This window comes from Rhodohalobacter sulfatireducens, from assembly GCF_022012475.1.
GTDB lineage: Bacteria > Bacteroidota > Rhodothermia > Balneolales > Balneolaceae > Rhodohalobacter > Rhodohalobacter sulfatireducens.
This window is the reverse complement of the sequence record NZ_JAKLWS010000017.1, coordinates 69,903-88,659: the sequence shown is the minus strand read 5'-3', so window position 1 is coordinate 88,659 and position 18,757 is coordinate 69,903. Positions and strand designations below refer to the sequence as shown.

Below are 18,757 nucleotides of genomic sequence, written 5' to 3'. Positions count from 1 at the left end.
GCTTCGCGAGTAAATATCAATACTGATATCGCTGCTATAAATAAGATTGCTGTTTTTACGTTTTTCATAATGTCCTCTTGTCTGCTTTATGGATTTTAGAGAGTGAGGAATGAAACAATTGAGATCAGATTGTCCATCCTTCACATACACATACACCAAATTTTTTGAATTGGGTCATATCCAGGCAAGCGTAATTGAACCAATTACCCCTCTCCTTTCCTATTGAGTGAAATTATTGGACAGTATATATCATGCTTAATACTTACTCCGGCACAGGCACCGAACACGGTTAGTCTGAATCTTCATGTGGTTATTCGTTCAATCGCTAATGAATTCCAATTAAAAATTCATTTCTCACGACTATAATTAACCCGTGATCCAATAACTACTAAGGAATATGTCCGCCTCTCTTACTTCATTGGAGTTCGTACCAATAATCACTGCATATAAAATAAAAGGACCCGTTCAAGAGGGTTCTCATGATCACATCACAAGCCTCTTTTCGGGCCCTTGAACTGCCAGAAAAAGGATCATTTAAAGATTAATCGAAGTTGTCGATATTTAGCCTTGTTGTATCCCTATGACCTGAAAGATCCAATCTACGTGATAATTGATTCGATTATTCATACATAACGTCGATAGTGAACAAACAGAGCCTCGAACATTTGCCGGCAGTTGTATTACTCTCACTACTTTAATTCGTCGGTTAACTACTTTGCCCGAGGGAGGATGAGAGTGCCATACCAATAGTGTTCATTTACATATCTTGTTCCATCATGGCATTGATAGGTGTCCAACCTGCCACTTCCGCCGGCACCTTCAAAACGACCCGTACCACCCACGATTTCGAACGGATCATGGAACTCAATACGGCAACCCGGTCGATCGCTTGGAATTATCAAGCCGCCTGGGGCGGGTATCGTTGTCCAAAGCTCATCTCCGTTAGCGGCGATGAATGTTGCCTCTAGGTTATTATATGGTGCAGTTAAATTTGCCCAATCTATCACTTCAACACAAAAGGTCATCCGGGTTGTAAATCGGCCGAGGTGTGTACCTTGCCCATATCCTTCCTGAGCTGTAGGTACCGGCAAATCATATAAAGACCCGTCGCATGGATCTGCTCCTTCAAGAGCAGCATCTATCGTAAAAAAGTCGGCCTTGAAAGGAGCGACTACACCTTCTTCAGTACGTCCCAACATTTGGGCAGCCTCGGTGGAAACCACTGTGTCATTGGTATCGGCATTAAATACATTATCTTCAGAGCAACCCGTCATAGTGACGAGGGGAACAGCTAATAGGATACATAAAGACCAGTGTAATACTTTCTTTTGCAATACTTTCATTGTAATACCTCCGTGTGTTAGTTTGTGATTGTACACAATTGATCTGTGTACGAATCCTTTTCATTTTTGCCTGGAGGAGGGTAATGAAATGACTTATTTTTAATCGCCTCCCTGTAATTATATATACACTATAAAATTTGGGTTATGTCATCTGGGAGAACACTTTTTTCTGAATAAATCATATAAACTCTATTCAACTTGTAAGGACTATTTGAATACTATTGTATTCCATTTTTAATGAAGTTTTTTTCATGTAGTTTTAATTTGAGGTGCGGTATTACGCACGGATTTTTGTCTTTATTTGAATTCTGAATTAAGAATTAAGAAGTCGTATAGATTCTAGAGGCTCTTAAGTGTAAAGAGGTGAAAATGGCTTTCAGTAGCCGGGTATCAATATGGTGCAAACACCTGAACATACCATTACTCATTTTCTTAAAGACTTCAATGAGGGAGATCGTGAGGCCTTTAATATGGTGTTTGAATGTGCCTATAAAAAGTTACATCAAGTAGCACATGTTAATCGCGGCCGATGGCAAGGAAATATCACATTGGATACGGCAGCCATTCTTCATGAAGCATATTTAAAATTGATTGATCAATCCAAAACCGAATGGAAAAATCGAGATCATTTTTTTGCTGCGGTTTCCAAAGCTATGCGGCAAATATTAATCAATTATGCACGTGACCAAAAAAGGGAGAAACGCGGTGGGAATTTTAAGAAATTACCATTGGATTATTTGAGATTAGAAGCTATTGAGAAGCAAGAGATCGATGACAGCATCATTTTAGTGGCCTTAGATGAAGCAATCAAACGACTTGAGCAAATAAATCCGAGACAGGCTCAAATAGTTGAGTGTCTTGTTTTTGGAGGTTTGTCAATTAGCGAAACGGCAAATGCACTTGAGGTATCAACCTCAACAATAAACAGAGGCTGGAAAATGGCAAGGCTTTGGTTATACCGGGAAGTGATGGACGATTCTGTATCATAACCTGAAAAAGAATAACGAATTCATCCAAAAAATTTAATGAAATTTGTGATGAATGATGATAGAATTAAACGCATAGAGATACTATTAGAACAGGCACTTGCATTACCAAAAGATAAAAGAGATGCCTTTATAAACCACGAATGTGGTGCCGATGAAGAACTTCTTAGTGAGGTCCGTTCATTGCTTAAAAATAGTAACCGGGCCTTTGAATTTATCAAAAATGTCTCTAGAGAAATTGTTCCCTCCTCTGCTTCCAAACTATCAAAAACGATGGTGCGCATGAAGGATCGAGAGAATACGATTATCAGGCATTATCACATTATCGAAGAAGTGGGCCGTGGTGGAATGGGAATTGTTTATAAAGCAGATGATGTGCACCTCAACAGAACTGTTGCCTTGAAATTTCTTTCAACTCATTTAACGAAGGGCAGGGATGATAAACAACTCCTGATCCGCGAAGCCAGGGCAGCGGCAGCTTTAAACCACCCGAATATCTGTACCGTTTACTCCATAGAGAAACATGAAGACCAGTACTTCATAGCGATGGAATACATTGAGGGTGAGACGCTAGAAACAAAACTCGAAAATCAAACCCTCACAATTCAATCAGCACTCCGCTATGGCATCCAAATTGCCGAAGCCCTTACTGAAGCTCATGACAAAGACGTCATTCACAGAGATATTAAGCCGGGCAATATTATGGTCGATTCTAAGAACAGGATTAAAGTAACGGACTTTGGCCTTGCAGAGATAAAGAATGGCAGTGCAATTGGCGAATCTGGACCGGTGGTTGGCACTGCGGCATATATGTCTCCGGAACAGATATATGGCAATAAAGTTGATCATCGAACCGATCTATTTTCTTTTGGGATCATACTTTTTGAGATGCTGACCGGAAAGCGGCCCTTCCAGGCTGAATACGATGCAGCTCTTACTTATTCAATATTGAATGAAAATCCCCCATCTCTGTTTGATCTCTTACGTGATATTCCTCAGGAATTATCTCAGCTGGTAAGTCGCCTTTTAGAAAAGAATCCCGACGCCAGGTATCGGTCCGCTAAAGAAGTTCTAAAAGATCTGAAAACCTGTCAAAAACAACTTTCCAACTCAACTCAAGAGTCTCAACTTAAAAAACTCTCCGGGGCCGACTCTAAATTGACCCTTCACAAATCGGGTATAAAGAACCCCTTAAGTTATGGCTTTGCCGATGTAGACCTTGGTCTCCCGCAATTGGGATTTAATAAAATAACCGCCATTCTGTCCGTTGGATTGATCATCCTCCTCCTGATTGGATATAATATTTTTTCATCATTCAATGCAACGAATTTACCGTCAGACCAAACCCTGGCTGTATTGCCGTTAGAAAGTATCAATCAAGACCCTGAAGACATTAAATTTGCCGATGGATTCCACGAAGAACTGATTAACCGCCTGGCAGGTATTAGTGATTTAACAGTAATATCTCGAAGATCAGTATTAGATTATCCACCGGGGGGACGTGACCTACAAGCGATTGGAGAAAAACTTGATGTTTCGGCCCTTATGGATGGGACGATTCGCAGATCCGGCGACCGTATACGGGTCTCCGTTCAGCTCATAGATGTAAATAGTTTGGCTACAGTTTGGAGTGAGAGTTTTGATGAAAATGTTGATGATATTTTTACGATGCAGAGCAGAATCGCACGACAGGTAGCCGGACAGTTACAGGCATCTCTAACGGAAGAAGAACAGGAACGACTATTAGAAAAACCAACGGACAATCTTTTCGCGTACCTGCTGTATATGCGAGGGCAAGATTACCTGGGCCGGTTTTCACTGGAGGGGGAAAATCTTTTAGAAGCCGAACAGTTATTCAACAATGCGCTTAAGGAGGATCACCGTTTTACCCATGCCTGGACAAGTTTGACTCAGACATACTTCTTATTGTACTGGTTTCATGGAAGAAATCCGGAACACCTGGAGTTAATGAAAGAAACCGCCGATCATGCTTATTTGTTAAATCCAAATCTGCCAGAAACACAAGTGGCCATTGGCATGTACCGATTTTGGGCTGCCACTGATCATGAACAAACATTAGCTCATTTTGAAAAAGCCTTGCAAAGATTCCCAAACCATTATTATCTGCATTCAATGACTGCATTAACTCACCGGCGATTAGGTAACTGGGAACTAATGATTTACCATTTGAACAAGGCCTTTGAGTTGAATCCACTTGCACCGGGAAATTATACCGAGTTTTCATGGGACTACTGGTTACTGAGGGATTATGAAAGAGCAGAGTATTACCTTTATCGTCTTAATGAACTGAAATTGGATACACAGCTCTCTTACCATTGGTATGCAAGGCTTCAACTATCAAAGGAGGGTACACTGGAGGGTTTTGAGAGATGGTGGGGTAATATTCAGCCTGAAGACCCCGCAGTGGCAGAGCCCAGATGGTGGGGAGAGTACAATGCAAAAAAACGTAACTGGCAAGAAGCTATCCGCGGATATAGAAACGTTGACGATGAACTTGTTGAAAATAGTCAAGCGCAGTACTTATTTCGGGACTATCTGATTGGTCTCTGTCTTGAATTCCAGGGACATAGTGTAGAAGCTCAAAATTACTACGAACATGTAAAAAATCAATTAGAGATTCTTCGGGATCAGCATCCTGAGGAACCAAGGTACCGGGCCGAATTAGGGAAGGTGTATGCTCACCTGGGAGAAATTGAAAAAGCAATCTATGAGGGGAAAAAAGCCACAGAACTGATACCTGTAAGTCAAAATGCTCATGTAGGTCCCTTTTTTGAAATTGCACTCGCTGAGATTTACGCCTGGACCGGTTATGAGGAAGAAGCTATCGATAAACTTGAATATCTCCTATCCATTCCGTCAAGGGCACACCGGAATGATCTTCGATTTGAACCTGCCTGGGATCCACTTCGAGACAATCCCCGATTCCAGGAACTGATATCCAAAGAGGATGAACCATATTTGGACAGGTTATGATTTGGGGGCATTCAAACACAACAAAATAGATGAATCGCCTGGCGATGAATAATTTAGCCTCAGAATAAGAAGAAATTCTATTCCTGAAGCTTCTACTTGGAAAATGGGATTGCAGGATCAAAGTTTGACTTCTAACATTTTCCAGTGATAAAATGTTAACGATCTGATAATTCTGAATCTAAGAATGAAGGCGGAAGGACATGAGGTAAATTTCTGATTTTTTATTGGAAATTTTTATAAGAACTGTCATTCTAAACTGTGTGATTTTTCCAAGTCTTTCCAGGTTTATCAAACTTGGAGATATTGTTTTGTAACAAATCTTAATAGAATACGTGAATTTTGATCACGTAAGAGTTCGCTTTTTTCTGAACTGTTGGATATCTGAAATTCATAATTACTTGTATTATAAGTTTGAATTTATTATTTAGGATTTAAGTAACTATAAAATACAGTTACTAATATGCAAGAGTTTAAGGGTACATTATCCTGTATATATTTGCTTTCTCAAAACAGGGTAATAACTGCGATTTAGCAGTATAAAGTACCAAAAAATTGCATGGTGGTAGTACGGGATTAACATCAGCTTCTGTGACAGTTATTCGCAGGGTTGAATAAATGATTAAATAAATAGTCCGATTCAGTTTATTGGATTTGACCCGTACTATCTGCGTATGTATTACTACTTGGAATATTTCTTTTCTTTCCGAACACCGCTAAAGTATTGCCAAATCGATCTGCTTTTAGGACTGCTAAAAATTTAGAAATCAAATAAGAAAGAGATAAAGCGATATAGCAGAGGTTTTTTCAGAAATAGCATTGCCCTACTGAATCCACGTATTCTTAGAATTTTTGGGCAGTAATTTTCAGATATACCCTCTCGATAAGCATCTCCTACTTAAATATTTAAAAACAAAGGAGTTCGTATGCGTGTCAATACGTTTAAGCTGAATGAAGCATTCTTTGGATATTTTTCCTATCCCCAAAAAAGCATAGATGCCTTTATAACACCTAAAACGAGTTGGCCTGACAAAACAAAAATTTTGAGTCTGTTCTTTTGCGCTTTGGCAATGTTTGCATGTAATTCACAGGTGCAAGGTCAAAACACCCTCAAGGGAATTGTAACGGATACTAATCATTCACCTCTTCCTTCAGCAACAGTTCTGCTTTTAAATTCTTCTGATTCAACGTTGGTAAAGGGCGGAATCACCGATGATGCCGGTGTTTATCAAATCGATGGAATTTCTCCCGGTACCTATTTGCTGTCAGTCACAATGCTTGGTTTTCAAAAATATGATACAGAACCACTTAAGATCACTCAAGCTGATATCGAGGCGCCCCCTATACGACTACAGGAAAGCATAGATCAGCTGGATGAAATTTCTGTTACAGCAAGGCGGCCAATGTTTGAACAGGAGACCGACCGACTGGTTTTTAATGTACAACAACACATCAGTTCCTCTGGCAACTCCGCATTGGAATTGCTGCAAAAAACACCTGGGGTGATTGTGAACAGGCAGAATAACAGTATTAGTATGAGCGCCAGAGGTGAGGTCCTCTTAATGATCAACAATAAAATACAGCGTATTCCGGCTGCTGTACTAATGGCCCGGCTCCAGGGAATGCAGGCTGAAAATGTTGAACGCATTGAAGTTATTCACCAACCCTCTGCTAAATATGACGCCAGCGGAAGTGCCGGTATTATCCATATCGTTTTAAAACAAAACAACCAACAAGGAACCAATGGGAATCTGTCACTTACAGGTGGTTATGGACAAAAAGAAAAAGCAGGTGCCAGCCTGAACCTGAATTCGCGAAAAGGAAGTTTAAATTGGTATGGAGACTATACTTACAACAGGAACCGATCAGATGATTATGAAATAAACCATTACAGAGAGTACGACTACCTGGGGGATTTCTATAATCATCAAAACTTCCTGACACTCCAGGATTTTCACACTGAGCAGCATACGGGTAACCTGGGCCTGGACATAAACTTCAATAATGGTACAATCTTAGGTTTTCTCTTTGGAGGTTCCATATCTGATCAAATTTTGGGATCCGGCGCAGAGAGTGAATCCATGAGCTTTGTAAATAACGAACGTACTAGCATAAGCGAATATATATTTGGAACCGCAACGGATATGTCATCCCTGACAGGCAATGCCAATCTTTTTCAAAAATTGAGCGATGACAGCCATATAAATTTAGACTTTGATTATGCCGCCATACGATATGACAATTTTGGCGATCTCCAGAGTAACCAGAATCTAAATGAAATGATCGAATATGACCGTACCACTCCAATGAAATTCTGGATTACAAGCCTTGATTACGTGAATAGATTGAGTTCTTCTTTGTCACTTGAAACAGGTGTAAAGGGTACATTCAACAGAACTGACAACGCCACTGATATTCATAGTCTCAGTGGGGGATATTGGTCTGAATCTGATCTGTTCGCCAGTGAAGAAAAGATCAATGAGCAGATATTAGCCGGGTACCTTTCCTTAGATGCTGAATTATCAGATAAACTCAGTGCCGAGGCCGGAGTGAGGTATGAGCATTATACCTACCTGCTGAATAGTGAAGGGCGGGAAGATATTGAGCACAACTTTAGTAATCCCTTCCCAATTTTACGATTTAATTATGAAGTAAATTCTGAAAATTCCATTCATTTAGGATATAACCGATCCATTACTCGCCCTGCTTTTTTTAGTCTTACATCGTTTTTTCTGATAGCTGATCCAAGCCTGATCGGTTTTGCAAATCCACAACTCAGGCCAACATTTACCAATAATTTCAGAGTTTCCTGGCAGCGAAAATCTGCGATTTTTTCTTTAGCGTACCTCGACAGGACAAATCAGATCTATTTCTACAACACTGTTGACAAAGAAAATCACCTTCAAACCAGCAGCCCCACAAATCTGGACCTGGAAAATATTTATGAAGCGAACCTGAGTGTACCACTTTTTCCTGCAGATTGGTGGGAAATGAGTTTAAATCTTAGCGGGTTTTATCATCAAGTAAAAGATGAATCCAGTCGGATCGTAGAGTTTAAGGACAAAATTTTTACCTATTCAGCACAAATAAGCAACACAATCTTACTTGGAAATGACTGGTCGGTTGGAATGGACGGTATGTATCGAAGTCACTTCCTTCAAGGTGATCAGGTACAATATGTAGCTCCATATTTAAATATAGGATTAAATAAAAAATTCCAGTCTGGCAGCTCATTAAGTATTTCCCTTCAGGATGTTGCGAACAGTATGGGAGTAGTTGATTGGGAATACCATCAGCCATCACTTGGAATCAAGACATTTGGCGACAATAATTTCTCAGAAAGACAAGTGAGAATCACTTTTACACTTTTGTTCGGCAACCAAAAACTTACAGAAAGAAGAAAGCGAGAAACAGGTGCAAGTGAGGTTAAAGAAAGAATTTAGTCGGAATACATCAAACCAAATACCAAACTATGGATAGAGTCTAAAACCTGCATGTAAAATAAAAAATCCAAACCGGTACCAATATATAAAGGCTGTTTATAACCCGATTATTTTTAACTGAAATATTAATACTTCATCTCAATCAGCAAGTTATGATAGAATAGTCCTAACAATTGTACCAATTGTGCAAGACCTCTGTAATCTCACCAACTACATTTTAATTGGAAAAGACCTTGCCGAAAAGTTCTAAACAGAGTAGGCATTCAACTTAAACCCAGAGTATCAATGAGCCACTTTCACCACATACTAAATTCAGCTAATAAACCACTAGAATTTATTTTACTTACGATCCTGGGAAGTTGCTTTATCTTGCTTGGATTGGTTTTCGATGCAGAAGCACAGGTATCTGTAACCGGTATAGTGACCGATGAGTTAGAAAATTCCGTGCCAGCTGCGAATGTTCTTTTGCTTAATTCTGCAGACTCTACCTTAGTAAAAGGAAACATAACAAATGAAACGGGTCACTATGAATTTCAGCAAATTATGCCGGGCTCTTATCTTTTGTCAGTTTCAATTATCGGTTATCAACCCCAAATTACAGAACCATTCGATGTAAATAACGCTCCGGTTCTTACAGATACCATTATGCTTTATACATCTCTTGAAGAGATGGATGAAATTTCTGTATCAGCACAAAGGCCTTTTTTCGAGAAAAAAATCGATCGCTTGGTTGTCAATGTTCAGCAAAGCATTACCTCTTCGGGTAATAGTGCACTGGAGCTTCTTGAAAAATCTCCGGGTATCCAGGTAAATCGTCAAAGCGGGAGTATATCCATGAGTGGTAAAGCAGGAGTACGGGTTATGATTAATGATAAGATTGTACGCCTGCCCGTTGATGCCGTTCTTCAGATGCTCGATGGGATGAGTGCGGCGAATATTGAACAGATTGAATTGATCAGCACTCCTCCCGCACGATATGAAGCTGAAGGAAATGCAGGCCTTATCAATATCGTCATGATTGAACGGCAAGATCTTGGAAGTAATGGGACAATTGGAACTAATCTGGCATACAATGCAGCTGAGACGCTGGGAGGAAATCTGAATTATAACTACAGGGGCAGAAAGCTCGCATATTTCCTGAATTATTCTATTAATTATGATCGTACTGAACAAAATATACTGAACAACCGATTCCTGGTTCAGAACAGCTTTACCGAACAAATCCGGGAAGATCAAAAGCGAGAACCTACAACGAATGTTCAAAATGCGCGAATGGGATTGGAATATAGTATTGGGTCAAAAACAACGGCCGGTGTTTTAGTAAGTGGTTACAGAAGGCACTGGGATCAACAAGCTTTAAGCAACAATTTTAACAATCTTGGACCTGATTCCACATTGATTTTTGATATGGGTATTCGTGAGAGAAATATTTGGAGAAATGGAATGATAAACGCGAGTATTGATCACTCTTTTAATGAAAATCAGAACCTTAGCTTTGATTTTGATTATCTGCATTACATAAACGAGAATCCATCCGTATATCAAAATGAATTCATTGAAGGAGATCGAAGTTTGTATCAAGCCGGCGGGATTGATGTAGAGAAAGAAACTCCAATAAATATCTGGGTTGGAAGAGTAGATTACACCTTCCAGCCTTCAAGTACTTTTTCTATTGAAACAGGAGTGAAAGGAACACTGTCTGAATTTGTGAATGATGTCTCAGTCAAAAATAACTTTGACGGATCCTGGGAGATCGACGACCGTTTTACCAGTGATGCAAATCTTTCAGAAAATATTGGAGCCGCATATCTTTCTGGCAGTTGGAAGCCATCTGAACAGTTGCAGATGAATGCGGGCCTTCGGTACGAGTATACCGATAGCTATCTCAGTTCAACTGACGAAAAAGGACTCATTGACCGGGAATATGGAAAATTCTTTCCAACAGTATTCATTAGCAAAGACCTTTCTGATGATAATCGCATTGGTTTTTCATATAACCGACGAATAACACGGCCTACGTTTAATGACATGGCCCCCTTTGTCTTTTTCATGAGTCCAAGAACCTTTTTGTCCGGAACTCCGTCTCTTCAACCGGCTATCTCAGATGGAGTAACGATGGATCTTCAGTTACGCTCGCTTCTGATCTCGCTTCAGTACACACATACCAAAGATGAGATCGGTGCTTTTCAACCTGAAGTGAACAGTGAATCAAATGAACTGACCTACACTGCAAAAAATCTTGATTATCTCCGTACATACGCAGCAACACTAAGTTACCAGGTTTTTCCCACTTCCTGGTGGCAGGTTCAATCCAACCTGTCGGGTAGATACCAATTATTCCAAACTGCACACCTTCAAAATAACATCTCAGATGAGATTTTTGGGCTGAATATCAACATTACCAATACAATCACACTTCCGAAAGAGTTTGCATTCGAGGTTTCAGGATATTACAATTCAAAATCGGTGTGGGGAATCATGCAATTCAGACCCCAGGGATCTCTGAATATTGGTGTTCAGAAGAAAGTTGGCGACGGTCGCGGAACCCTTAGACTTTCTGCAAATGATATTTTATACACCGACGTATGGAAAGTAGATTCTGATGTTCCATCCGCCAATTTAGATTCGAGTATGAGATTAGACTGGCACAGGCAACAAATTAGCCTGACTTTTTCCTGGAATTTCGGGAACAACAGCTTGAGGGCAGTGAATGTGGATTCAGGGTCTGAAGAAGAGCAAAACAGAGTTAATTAATATCTAACCCGTTGAAAAAATCAAATTAAGCATAAAAATTACAGATCGTGAATCTGTTACATTTAAGGTGCATATTCACTATTTGATGAAATCGATTTGTTGATATTGATATGTGAAATAAGTCCGGGTAAACCTAGTCTTTGTGTATAAAAAACTCATTGAGATTTCCGGTATATCGTAAACTTCTCGCTATTGCACGAAATTAAGGGGCACGAGCGAGACGCTCGCGACATCCAAGTCGCTCACGTTACACAAATTTTCTACTCCTTCTCATATGCCAAATTCGGACCTAACCATTTCTCCACTTCTTCCACACTCATCCCTTTGCGTTCGGCATAATCTTCAACCTGGTCTCTTTGAATATTGCCGAGGTTGAAATATTTCGATTCGGGATGCGCGAAATAGAGTCCGCTTACAGATGATGCCGGTGACATGGCAAGGTGTTCGGTCAATGTAATTTTAGCCGATTCTTCCACATCCAGCAGGTCAAACAAAATTCGTTTTTCGGTGTGATCCGGTTGAGCGGGATAGCCCGGCGCCGGCCGAATGCCCTCGTATTTCTCTCGGATCAATTCTTCGTTGTCAAAATCTTCATCCGGTGAGTATCCCCAGAGATCAGTTCGTACCTCTCTGTGAAGATACTCGGCAAAAGCCTCAGCCAATCGATCTGCGAGAGCTTTTACAAGTATTGCATTGTAGTCGTCGTGATCTTTCTGGAACTTGGCCACCAACTCATCGACACCATGACCGGTTGTAACTGCGAAAGCTCCCATATAATCTTGAATTCCGGTCTCTTTCGGAGCTACAAAATCAGACAACGCTTTATTCGGTTGTCCACTTCGTTTCTTTGACTGTTGACGCAATGCATGGAATACGGTACGAACTTCATCGCGGGATTCGTCTGTGTAGATTTCAATGTCGTCACCTACGCTGTTTGCCGGGAAAAGCCCCAGTACACCATTCGCGGTCAGCAGGTTATCGTTAATGATTTTATCTAAAAGCTGATTGGCTTCATCAAAAAGCTTCCGTGCTTCTTTTCCGGCTTTTTCATCCTCAAGAATATCCGGGAATTTTCCTTTCATCTCCCAGGCGATAAAGAATGGCCCCCAGTCAATAAATCGCCGAAGTTTGGAGAGTGGGAAGTTTTTAAAAGTAGTTACTCCTAAGTTTTTGGGCGTTTTTACATCCGTTTCATCCCAATCAATCTCTGTCCGGTTCTCACGAGCTTTACGGATGGACAGATATGTCTTCCGCTTGCTCCGGCTGCTGTATTGATCCCGCAGGCCTTCATACTCCTCTCGAATCTCATCCAAAAATCCATTTTTCAATGTTTTGGAAACCAGCCGATTGACTACTGTAACACTTCGGGATGCATCCAACACATGAATCACCGGGTTCTCGTAGGATGGCGCAATCTTTACAGCGGTGTGCATCCTTGAAGTGGTTGCCCCTCCGATAAGAAGCGGCGTTTCAAATCCTTCGCGTGACATCTCCTTGGCCACATGCACCATCTCATCGAGCGACGGCGTAATCAATCCGCTCAGCCCAACCACATCCACTTTATGCTCTTTGGCAGCAGCCAGGATTTTTTCCGCGGGATTCATCACACCAAGGTCAATCACATCATAATTATTACACCGCAGAACTACGGCCACAATATTTTTGCCAATGTCGTGTACATCTCCTTTCACTGTTGCCAGGAGAACTTTTGCCTTGGGCTCGGAATCTTTGTTTTTTTCCTTCTCTTCTTCAATGTATGGAATCAGCACCGCCACGCCTTTTTTCATCACGCGGGCACTTTTTACAACCTGCGGGAGAAACATTTTTCCGGCCCCAAATAGGTCGCCCACCACATTCATTCCCGCCATCATCGGCCCTTCAATAACTTCAATCGGCTGTGGATATTTTTGGCGCGCCTCCTCCACATCATCTTCGATATAATTCGTAATTCCTTTTACCAGGGCATGTTTAATACGTTCTTCTACTGTCCCGTCACGCCAGGCATCTTGCTTCGCTTTAACCTCGCCGCTATCCTGGTCTTTGATTTTGTCGGCATACTCTACCAAACGCTCTGTGGCATCATCACGTCGATTTAAGAGTACGTCTTCAACCAGTTCCTTTAGTTTTGGTTCGATCTCCTCATACACTTCCAACTGACCTGCATTTACGATGGCCATATCCAGGCCGGCATCAATCGCATGGTAAAGAAATGCCGAGTGCATCGCCTCCCGAACCACGTTATTTCCGCGGAATGAGAATGAAATGTTACTCAACCCTCCACTTGTCTTAGCCAACGGTAGGTTTTCCTTGATCCACCGAACCGTTTCAATGAAATCAACGGCGTAATTATTATGCTCTTCAATTCCTGTACCAACAGTAAGGATATTGGGATCGAGAATAATATCCTGCGGAGCAAATCCCACCTCCTCTGTTAGGATATCATACGCACGTTTGCAGATCTCTTTTCGGCGTTCCAGCGAATCGGCCTGGCCTTTTTCATCAAATGCCATCACCACAACCGCTGCTCCGAAATCTAAAATCTTGCGAGCCTGCTCTTTAAAAGCTTCCTCGCCCTCTTTCAGGCTAACAGAATTCACCACACTTTTCCCCTGAGTGGTTTTCAGGCCCGATAAAATAACACTCCACTTTGAACTGTCTACCATAAACGGCACACGTGCAATATCCGGCTCAGCGGCCATCAGGTTGATGAAATCTTTCATCACCTGTTCAGAATCCAGTAGCCCTTCGTCCATGTTGATATCGATAATCTGTGCACCCCCTTCAACTTGATCGCGTGCTACAGAAAGTCCCTCTTCATATTCCTCGTTTTTAATGAGCCGCTTAAACTTCGCCGAACCGGTTACATTTGTCCGCTCACCAATATTTACAAAATTAGTTTCAGGACGTACCACCAACGGTTCCAGTCCGCTCAATCTTAAGTAGGGTTTTGGATCAGGACACTTTCTGGGTTTATGCCGTTTGGCCTCATCCGCCATTGCCTCAATATGATCCGGTGTGGTTCCACAACATCCACCCACAATATTTACAAATCCATTTTCGGCATACTCCTGCATCTGCTTTCTCATGAATTCAGGAGTCTCATCATACTCTCCCATCTCATCCGGCAAACCGGCATTTGGATATAAACTGGTAAAACAACTGGCGTGATTTGACAGCTCCTGGATATATGGCCTCATCTGCTTTGATCCCAGGGCACAGTTCAGTCCAACACTTAAGAGAGGGTTTGCATGCTGAACGGAGATCCAAAAGGCTTCCGTTGTTTGTCCGGAGAGCGTTCTTCCGCTTTGATCAACAATCGTACCGGAAATCATGATGGGAATTTTCTTCCCGATTTTCCGGCAATAGTTATGAACGGCATAAATTGCAGCTTTGCAATTCAGCGTATCAAATACAGTTTCAATCAAAAGAGTGTCTACACCACCATCAACCAATCCGCGAATCTGCTCTGTGTACGCATCCACTAAAGCATCGAATGTTATTGCCCGGTACCCGGGGTCTTCAACATCCGGTGATAGCGAAAGTGTTTTATTTGTTGGGCCTAAAGCACCCGCTACAAATCGCGGTTTATCCGGATTTTTCTCTGTGAACTCGTCGGCCGCCTCCCTGGCTACTTTTGCAGAAGCAACATTCAGTTCATAGGCCTGGTCCTGGAGGTTATAATCCGCCTGGGAGATCGGATTTGCATTAAAAGTGTTTGTTTCAATAATATCCGCTCCGGCAGAGAGGAAATTGGAATGAATTTCCCTTATAATGTTTGGTTGAGTAATACTTAGGAGGTCATTATTCCCTTTTTGATCGTCTGATGTATCCTTGAATTGGGAACCACGGTAGTCTTTCTCAGATAGTTTATATCCTTGAATCATTGTACCCATGGCTCCATCAAGTACAAAAATTCGTTCTTGTAAAAGCTTAAATATTGGATGTTGGAAATGACTCATAAATTATTACTCTTATTGATCTGAAATTGCATATAAATCACAAAACTGTTTCTTTTGGAAACGTTCGCGATGAATTCAATGTATCTTTCAATGATTCCACTAAATGGACTCCAGTAAGATTGATGATTGGGAAATATCAAAAAATACAATATCTGAAACAGTCTTATAAAATCAACATTTTGAGCATCAATTACAGTATTTTTTTATGAAAGTTATTGAACATTACGATAGAGCATCTGAACCTCTGATCTCATTTGAAATCATACCCCCTAAACGAGGTGGGTCAGTACAGTCTGTGTTTGAATCTTTAGATAAGGTTGTTGAAGCATCTCGGCCTCCATTTATTGATGTAACCTACCACGCCGCAGAATCTTATGTGGAGGAACAACCGGACGGCTCATTGAAGCGAATCGTACGAAGAAAACGTCCCGGCACGATTGGATTATGTGCAGCCATCCTCCACCGATACGGCATCGACCCGGTACCACACCTCATCTGCGAAGGATTTACCAAAGAAGAGAGCGAAGACGCCTTAATTGAGCTCAACTACTTAGGTATTCACAATGTGCTCGCCATAAGGGGAGATAATACGGGATCCCAGGTTTCATTGAATATGAATGGTACGGCAAACAAGTTTGCGATTGATCTTGTGAAACAGATTCATCATATGAATAATGGTCAATACCTGGAGGATATCGTAAATGCAGAAGCAACTGACTTCTGTGTGGGTGTGGCCGGTTATCCCGAGAAACATTTTGAAGCACCAAACCTGGACTGGGACATCAAAAAACTGAAAGACAAAGTGGATGCGGGGGGAGAATACATTGTTACCCAGATGTTTTTTGATAATGACGCTTACTTCAGATTTGTTGACAAATGCAGAGCTGCCGGTATTGATGTACCGATAATTCCCGGTTTAAAGATTTTGACGACTACAAACCATCTGAAATCACTGCCAAAATATTTTCATCTTACAATTCCTGATGAATTAACTGCCGAGGTGGATGCCGATCCGGATAATGTAAAAAACATCGGAGTTGAGTGGGCACAGCAGCAATCTCTTGAGTTGATGGAAAAAGGAGCACCGGGAATTCATTATTACATAATGGGTAATCCACAACCCGCATTGGATGTAATTGACTTTTTGAAGGCGAAGTGATTTGGAGTGAAAAGTATTGTCATTCTGAACTTGATTCAGAATCTCCATGGTTCTAATGGCGCATGCGTCCTTGGTCAACGAAGCTTTAGCATAGTTGAATCGCTTGTGACCTATATCGAAGGACACAAGTCTGGAGACTTGCGCCAGCCCTTGTAGTTGTTAGTGGTCAGTTGTGTGTTGTTTGTTGTATATCAACGACTGACAACACACAACTGACAACAAGCAACTAACCATAACATAACTCCTGTTTATGAAATACCTGATTGCCGACAGTGGAGCTACTAAAACCGACTGGCTGTATGTGGACGGAGAAGAAACCACTCAAATCCAGACCCAGGGTTTACACCCTTCCAACATCCAGATGATGAGCGACAGCGTTGATCTGAAGCACCAGATTGGAAGTCTCTCACCGGATCTTATCTATTTCTTTGGTGCCGGTTGCGGAAACCCGGTTTCCGATGAAATTGTAATGCGATTTCTGCAACCCATATTTCCACGGGCCAGCTTGAAAATTAAAAGTGACCTGGATGGTTCAGGAAAAGCATTTTTCGGAAAGGGTGATGGAGTGGTCGTTGTTTTAGGGACCGGATCCATTAGCGCAAAAATTGAAAATGGTAGCTTGGTTAACAAATCTGCTGCGCTTGGTTATGCAATTGGGGATGAGGGAAGCGCTGCCGATCTCGGTCGTCGTATTCTAAAAATGTATTTCCGAAAAACCGGCAATCCCGAAACTCTTCATTTCCTGGAAGAAAAACTGGAATCTGTAGGCTACTCCGAAATGATGAACCGAATCTATCGCGCCGGAAAACCAAATCGCGAGCTTGCCTCTATAGCAGGCCAGGTTCTTGTTAAACCGATACCACCTGAGTTAGAATCCCTGATACGGGATGGTTTTACAGATTTCATCAACAATCAGCTCTCCACTTTACAATTAACCGGTCAGGAGCAGATTGTATGTACCGGGAAAGTTGCAAAAGTACATGAATCGATATTGATCCCTCTCTTCAACCAGTTAGGTTACAAAAAAGTTGAAGTTCGGTACCCGGTTATTGCCTCTTACCGGAAACGAATCAAATCCGGTGAAGACCTTTTTGAGTGAGACAAGATTTCCCCTCTTGAGAGGGGAAAGATTCCGAAGCGTTCAGCGGAGGAATCAGGGGTGTGTTCGTGTCGCTCGAGCCTGAACTTATTTAAAGTTTCGGTCATCCCCCTGAGTCATCTCTGTTGATTTGCCCCCTTCAAAGGGGCAGATGAAATCCTTATCTTCCGTTTTTCATCTAAAAATCTATTACAAAATTGATTCTCACAGACACCCATTGCCACCTATATCTCGATAAATTCAAAGACGATCTCGACGAGGTTCTGGATCGTTCATCAAAAGAAGGAATTAAGCACATTTTTTTGCCGGCCATTGACTGGAATTCGATTGAGCAGATGGATCAGCTCCGACATTCGGAAATTACATTTTACAATATGGCGGGAATTCATCCATGCAGTGTTGAAGAGAATTTACCTGTGGATGAAGAAAAATTGATAGAGCTTTGTAAAACAGACGAATTTGTCGGAGTCGGCGAAACGGGTTTGGACTACTATTGGAGTACTGATTTTGTTGATAAACAAAAAGAGAGTTTACGAATACATTGCCGAACAGCTAAACAAACCGGCAAACCAATTGTTCTTCATAATCGCGAAAGTACAACCGACCTGCTGGATTTGATTGAGGAGGAACAGGATGGATCCCTAAAAGGAGTGTGGCACTGTTTTACAGGAACAGAAGATGAAGGAAAACGGGCTCTTGATTTGGGATTGTATCTGGGCGTGGGCGGAGTTTCAACATTTAAAAATGCCGGGGTTGATAAAACCGTCGCAAAAATGCCGATGGAAAAACTTATTCTTGAAACAGATGCGCCCTACCTGGCTCCGGTCCCGTATCGCGGAAAGAGAAATGAACCGGCTTTCATCAAAAATATCGCTGAAAATTTGGCGGAGTTAAAAAATCTGTCGGTTGAAGAAATTGCCGAAAAAACAACGCGAAATGCATTTGAGCTATTTGGGATTAAATAGCCACGGAAGCACAGAGCTACACTGAATTTACAGTGAGCTTCCGTGTCTCTGTGGCCAA

General features: G+C 41.5%; 9 protein-coding genes. 7 read left to right on the top strand and 2 right to left on the bottom strand.

The annotated features are described in order from the left end of the window. Positions 1 to 710 precede the first annotated feature (710 nt). Positions 711 to 1,343 (bottom strand): hypothetical protein, encoded by a 633-nt coding sequence (locus L6773_RS13345; protein WP_237854931.1) that lies wholly within the window; start codon positions 1,341 to 1,343, stop codon positions 711 to 713. A gap of 395 nt (positions 1,344 to 1,738) precedes the next feature. Here L6773_RS13345 and L6773_RS13340 point away from each other — a divergent pair, with 395 nt between their 5' ends. The 4 genes from L6773_RS13340 (at position 1,739) to L6773_RS13325 (ending at position 11,517) form a co-directional block, all read left to right on the top strand. After that, positions 1,739 to 2,332 (top strand): ECF-type sigma factor, encoded by a 594-nt coding sequence (locus L6773_RS13340; RefSeq protein WP_237854930.1) that lies wholly within the window; start codon positions 1,739 to 1,741, stop codon positions 2,330 to 2,332. 48 nt (positions 2,333 to 2,380) lie between these two features. After that, complete coding sequence (locus L6773_RS13335; protein WP_237854929.1) at positions 2,381 to 5,323, top strand: serine/threonine-protein kinase; 2,943 nt, start codon at positions 2,381 to 2,383, stop codon at positions 5,321 to 5,323. 923 nt (positions 5,324 to 6,246) lie between these two features. After that, positions 6,247 to 8,763, top strand: coding sequence for a TonB-dependent receptor domain-containing protein (locus L6773_RS13330; RefSeq protein ID WP_237854928.1), 2,517 nt, complete (start codon positions 6,247 to 6,249; stop codon positions 8,761 to 8,763). Positions 8,764 to 9,048: 285 nt separating this feature from the next. After that, positions 9,049 to 11,517, top strand: a complete 2,469-nt coding sequence (locus L6773_RS13325; RefSeq protein ID WP_237854927.1) for an outer membrane beta-barrel family protein — start codon at positions 9,049 to 9,051, stop codon at positions 11,515 to 11,517. A 260-nt stretch (positions 11,518 to 11,777) separates the two neighbouring features. Here L6773_RS13325 and metH read toward each other — a convergent pair whose 3' ends face one another. Next, complete coding sequence (gene metH / locus L6773_RS13320; RefSeq protein ID WP_237854926.1) at positions 11,778 to 15,476, bottom strand: methionine synthase; 3,699 nt, start codon at positions 15,474 to 15,476, stop codon at positions 11,778 to 11,780. Between the two features lie 205 nt (positions 15,477 to 15,681). On the opposite strand from metH, the gene L6773_RS13315 reads away from it, so the two are divergent. The 3 genes from L6773_RS13315 to L6773_RS13305 all read left to right on the top strand — a co-directional run bounded on the left by L6773_RS13315 (position 15,682) and on the right by L6773_RS13305 (position 18,699). Beyond that, positions 15,682 to 16,635 (top strand): methylenetetrahydrofolate reductase, encoded by a 954-nt coding sequence (locus tag L6773_RS13315; protein ID WP_237854925.1) that lies wholly within the window; start codon positions 15,682 to 15,684, stop codon positions 16,633 to 16,635. 250 nt (positions 16,636 to 16,885) lie between these two features. Then, on the top strand, positions 16,886 to 17,734 hold the full coding sequence (locus tag L6773_RS13310; RefSeq protein ID WP_237854924.1) for a hypothetical protein: 849 nt from the start codon (positions 16,886 to 16,888) through the stop codon (positions 17,732 to 17,734). Between the two features lie 197 nt (positions 17,735 to 17,931). Further along, positions 17,932 to 18,699, top strand: a complete 768-nt coding sequence (locus L6773_RS13305) for a TatD family hydrolase (RefSeq protein WP_237854923.1) — start codon at positions 17,932 to 17,934, stop codon at positions 18,697 to 18,699. Positions 18,700 to 18,757: the final 58 nt, after the last annotated feature.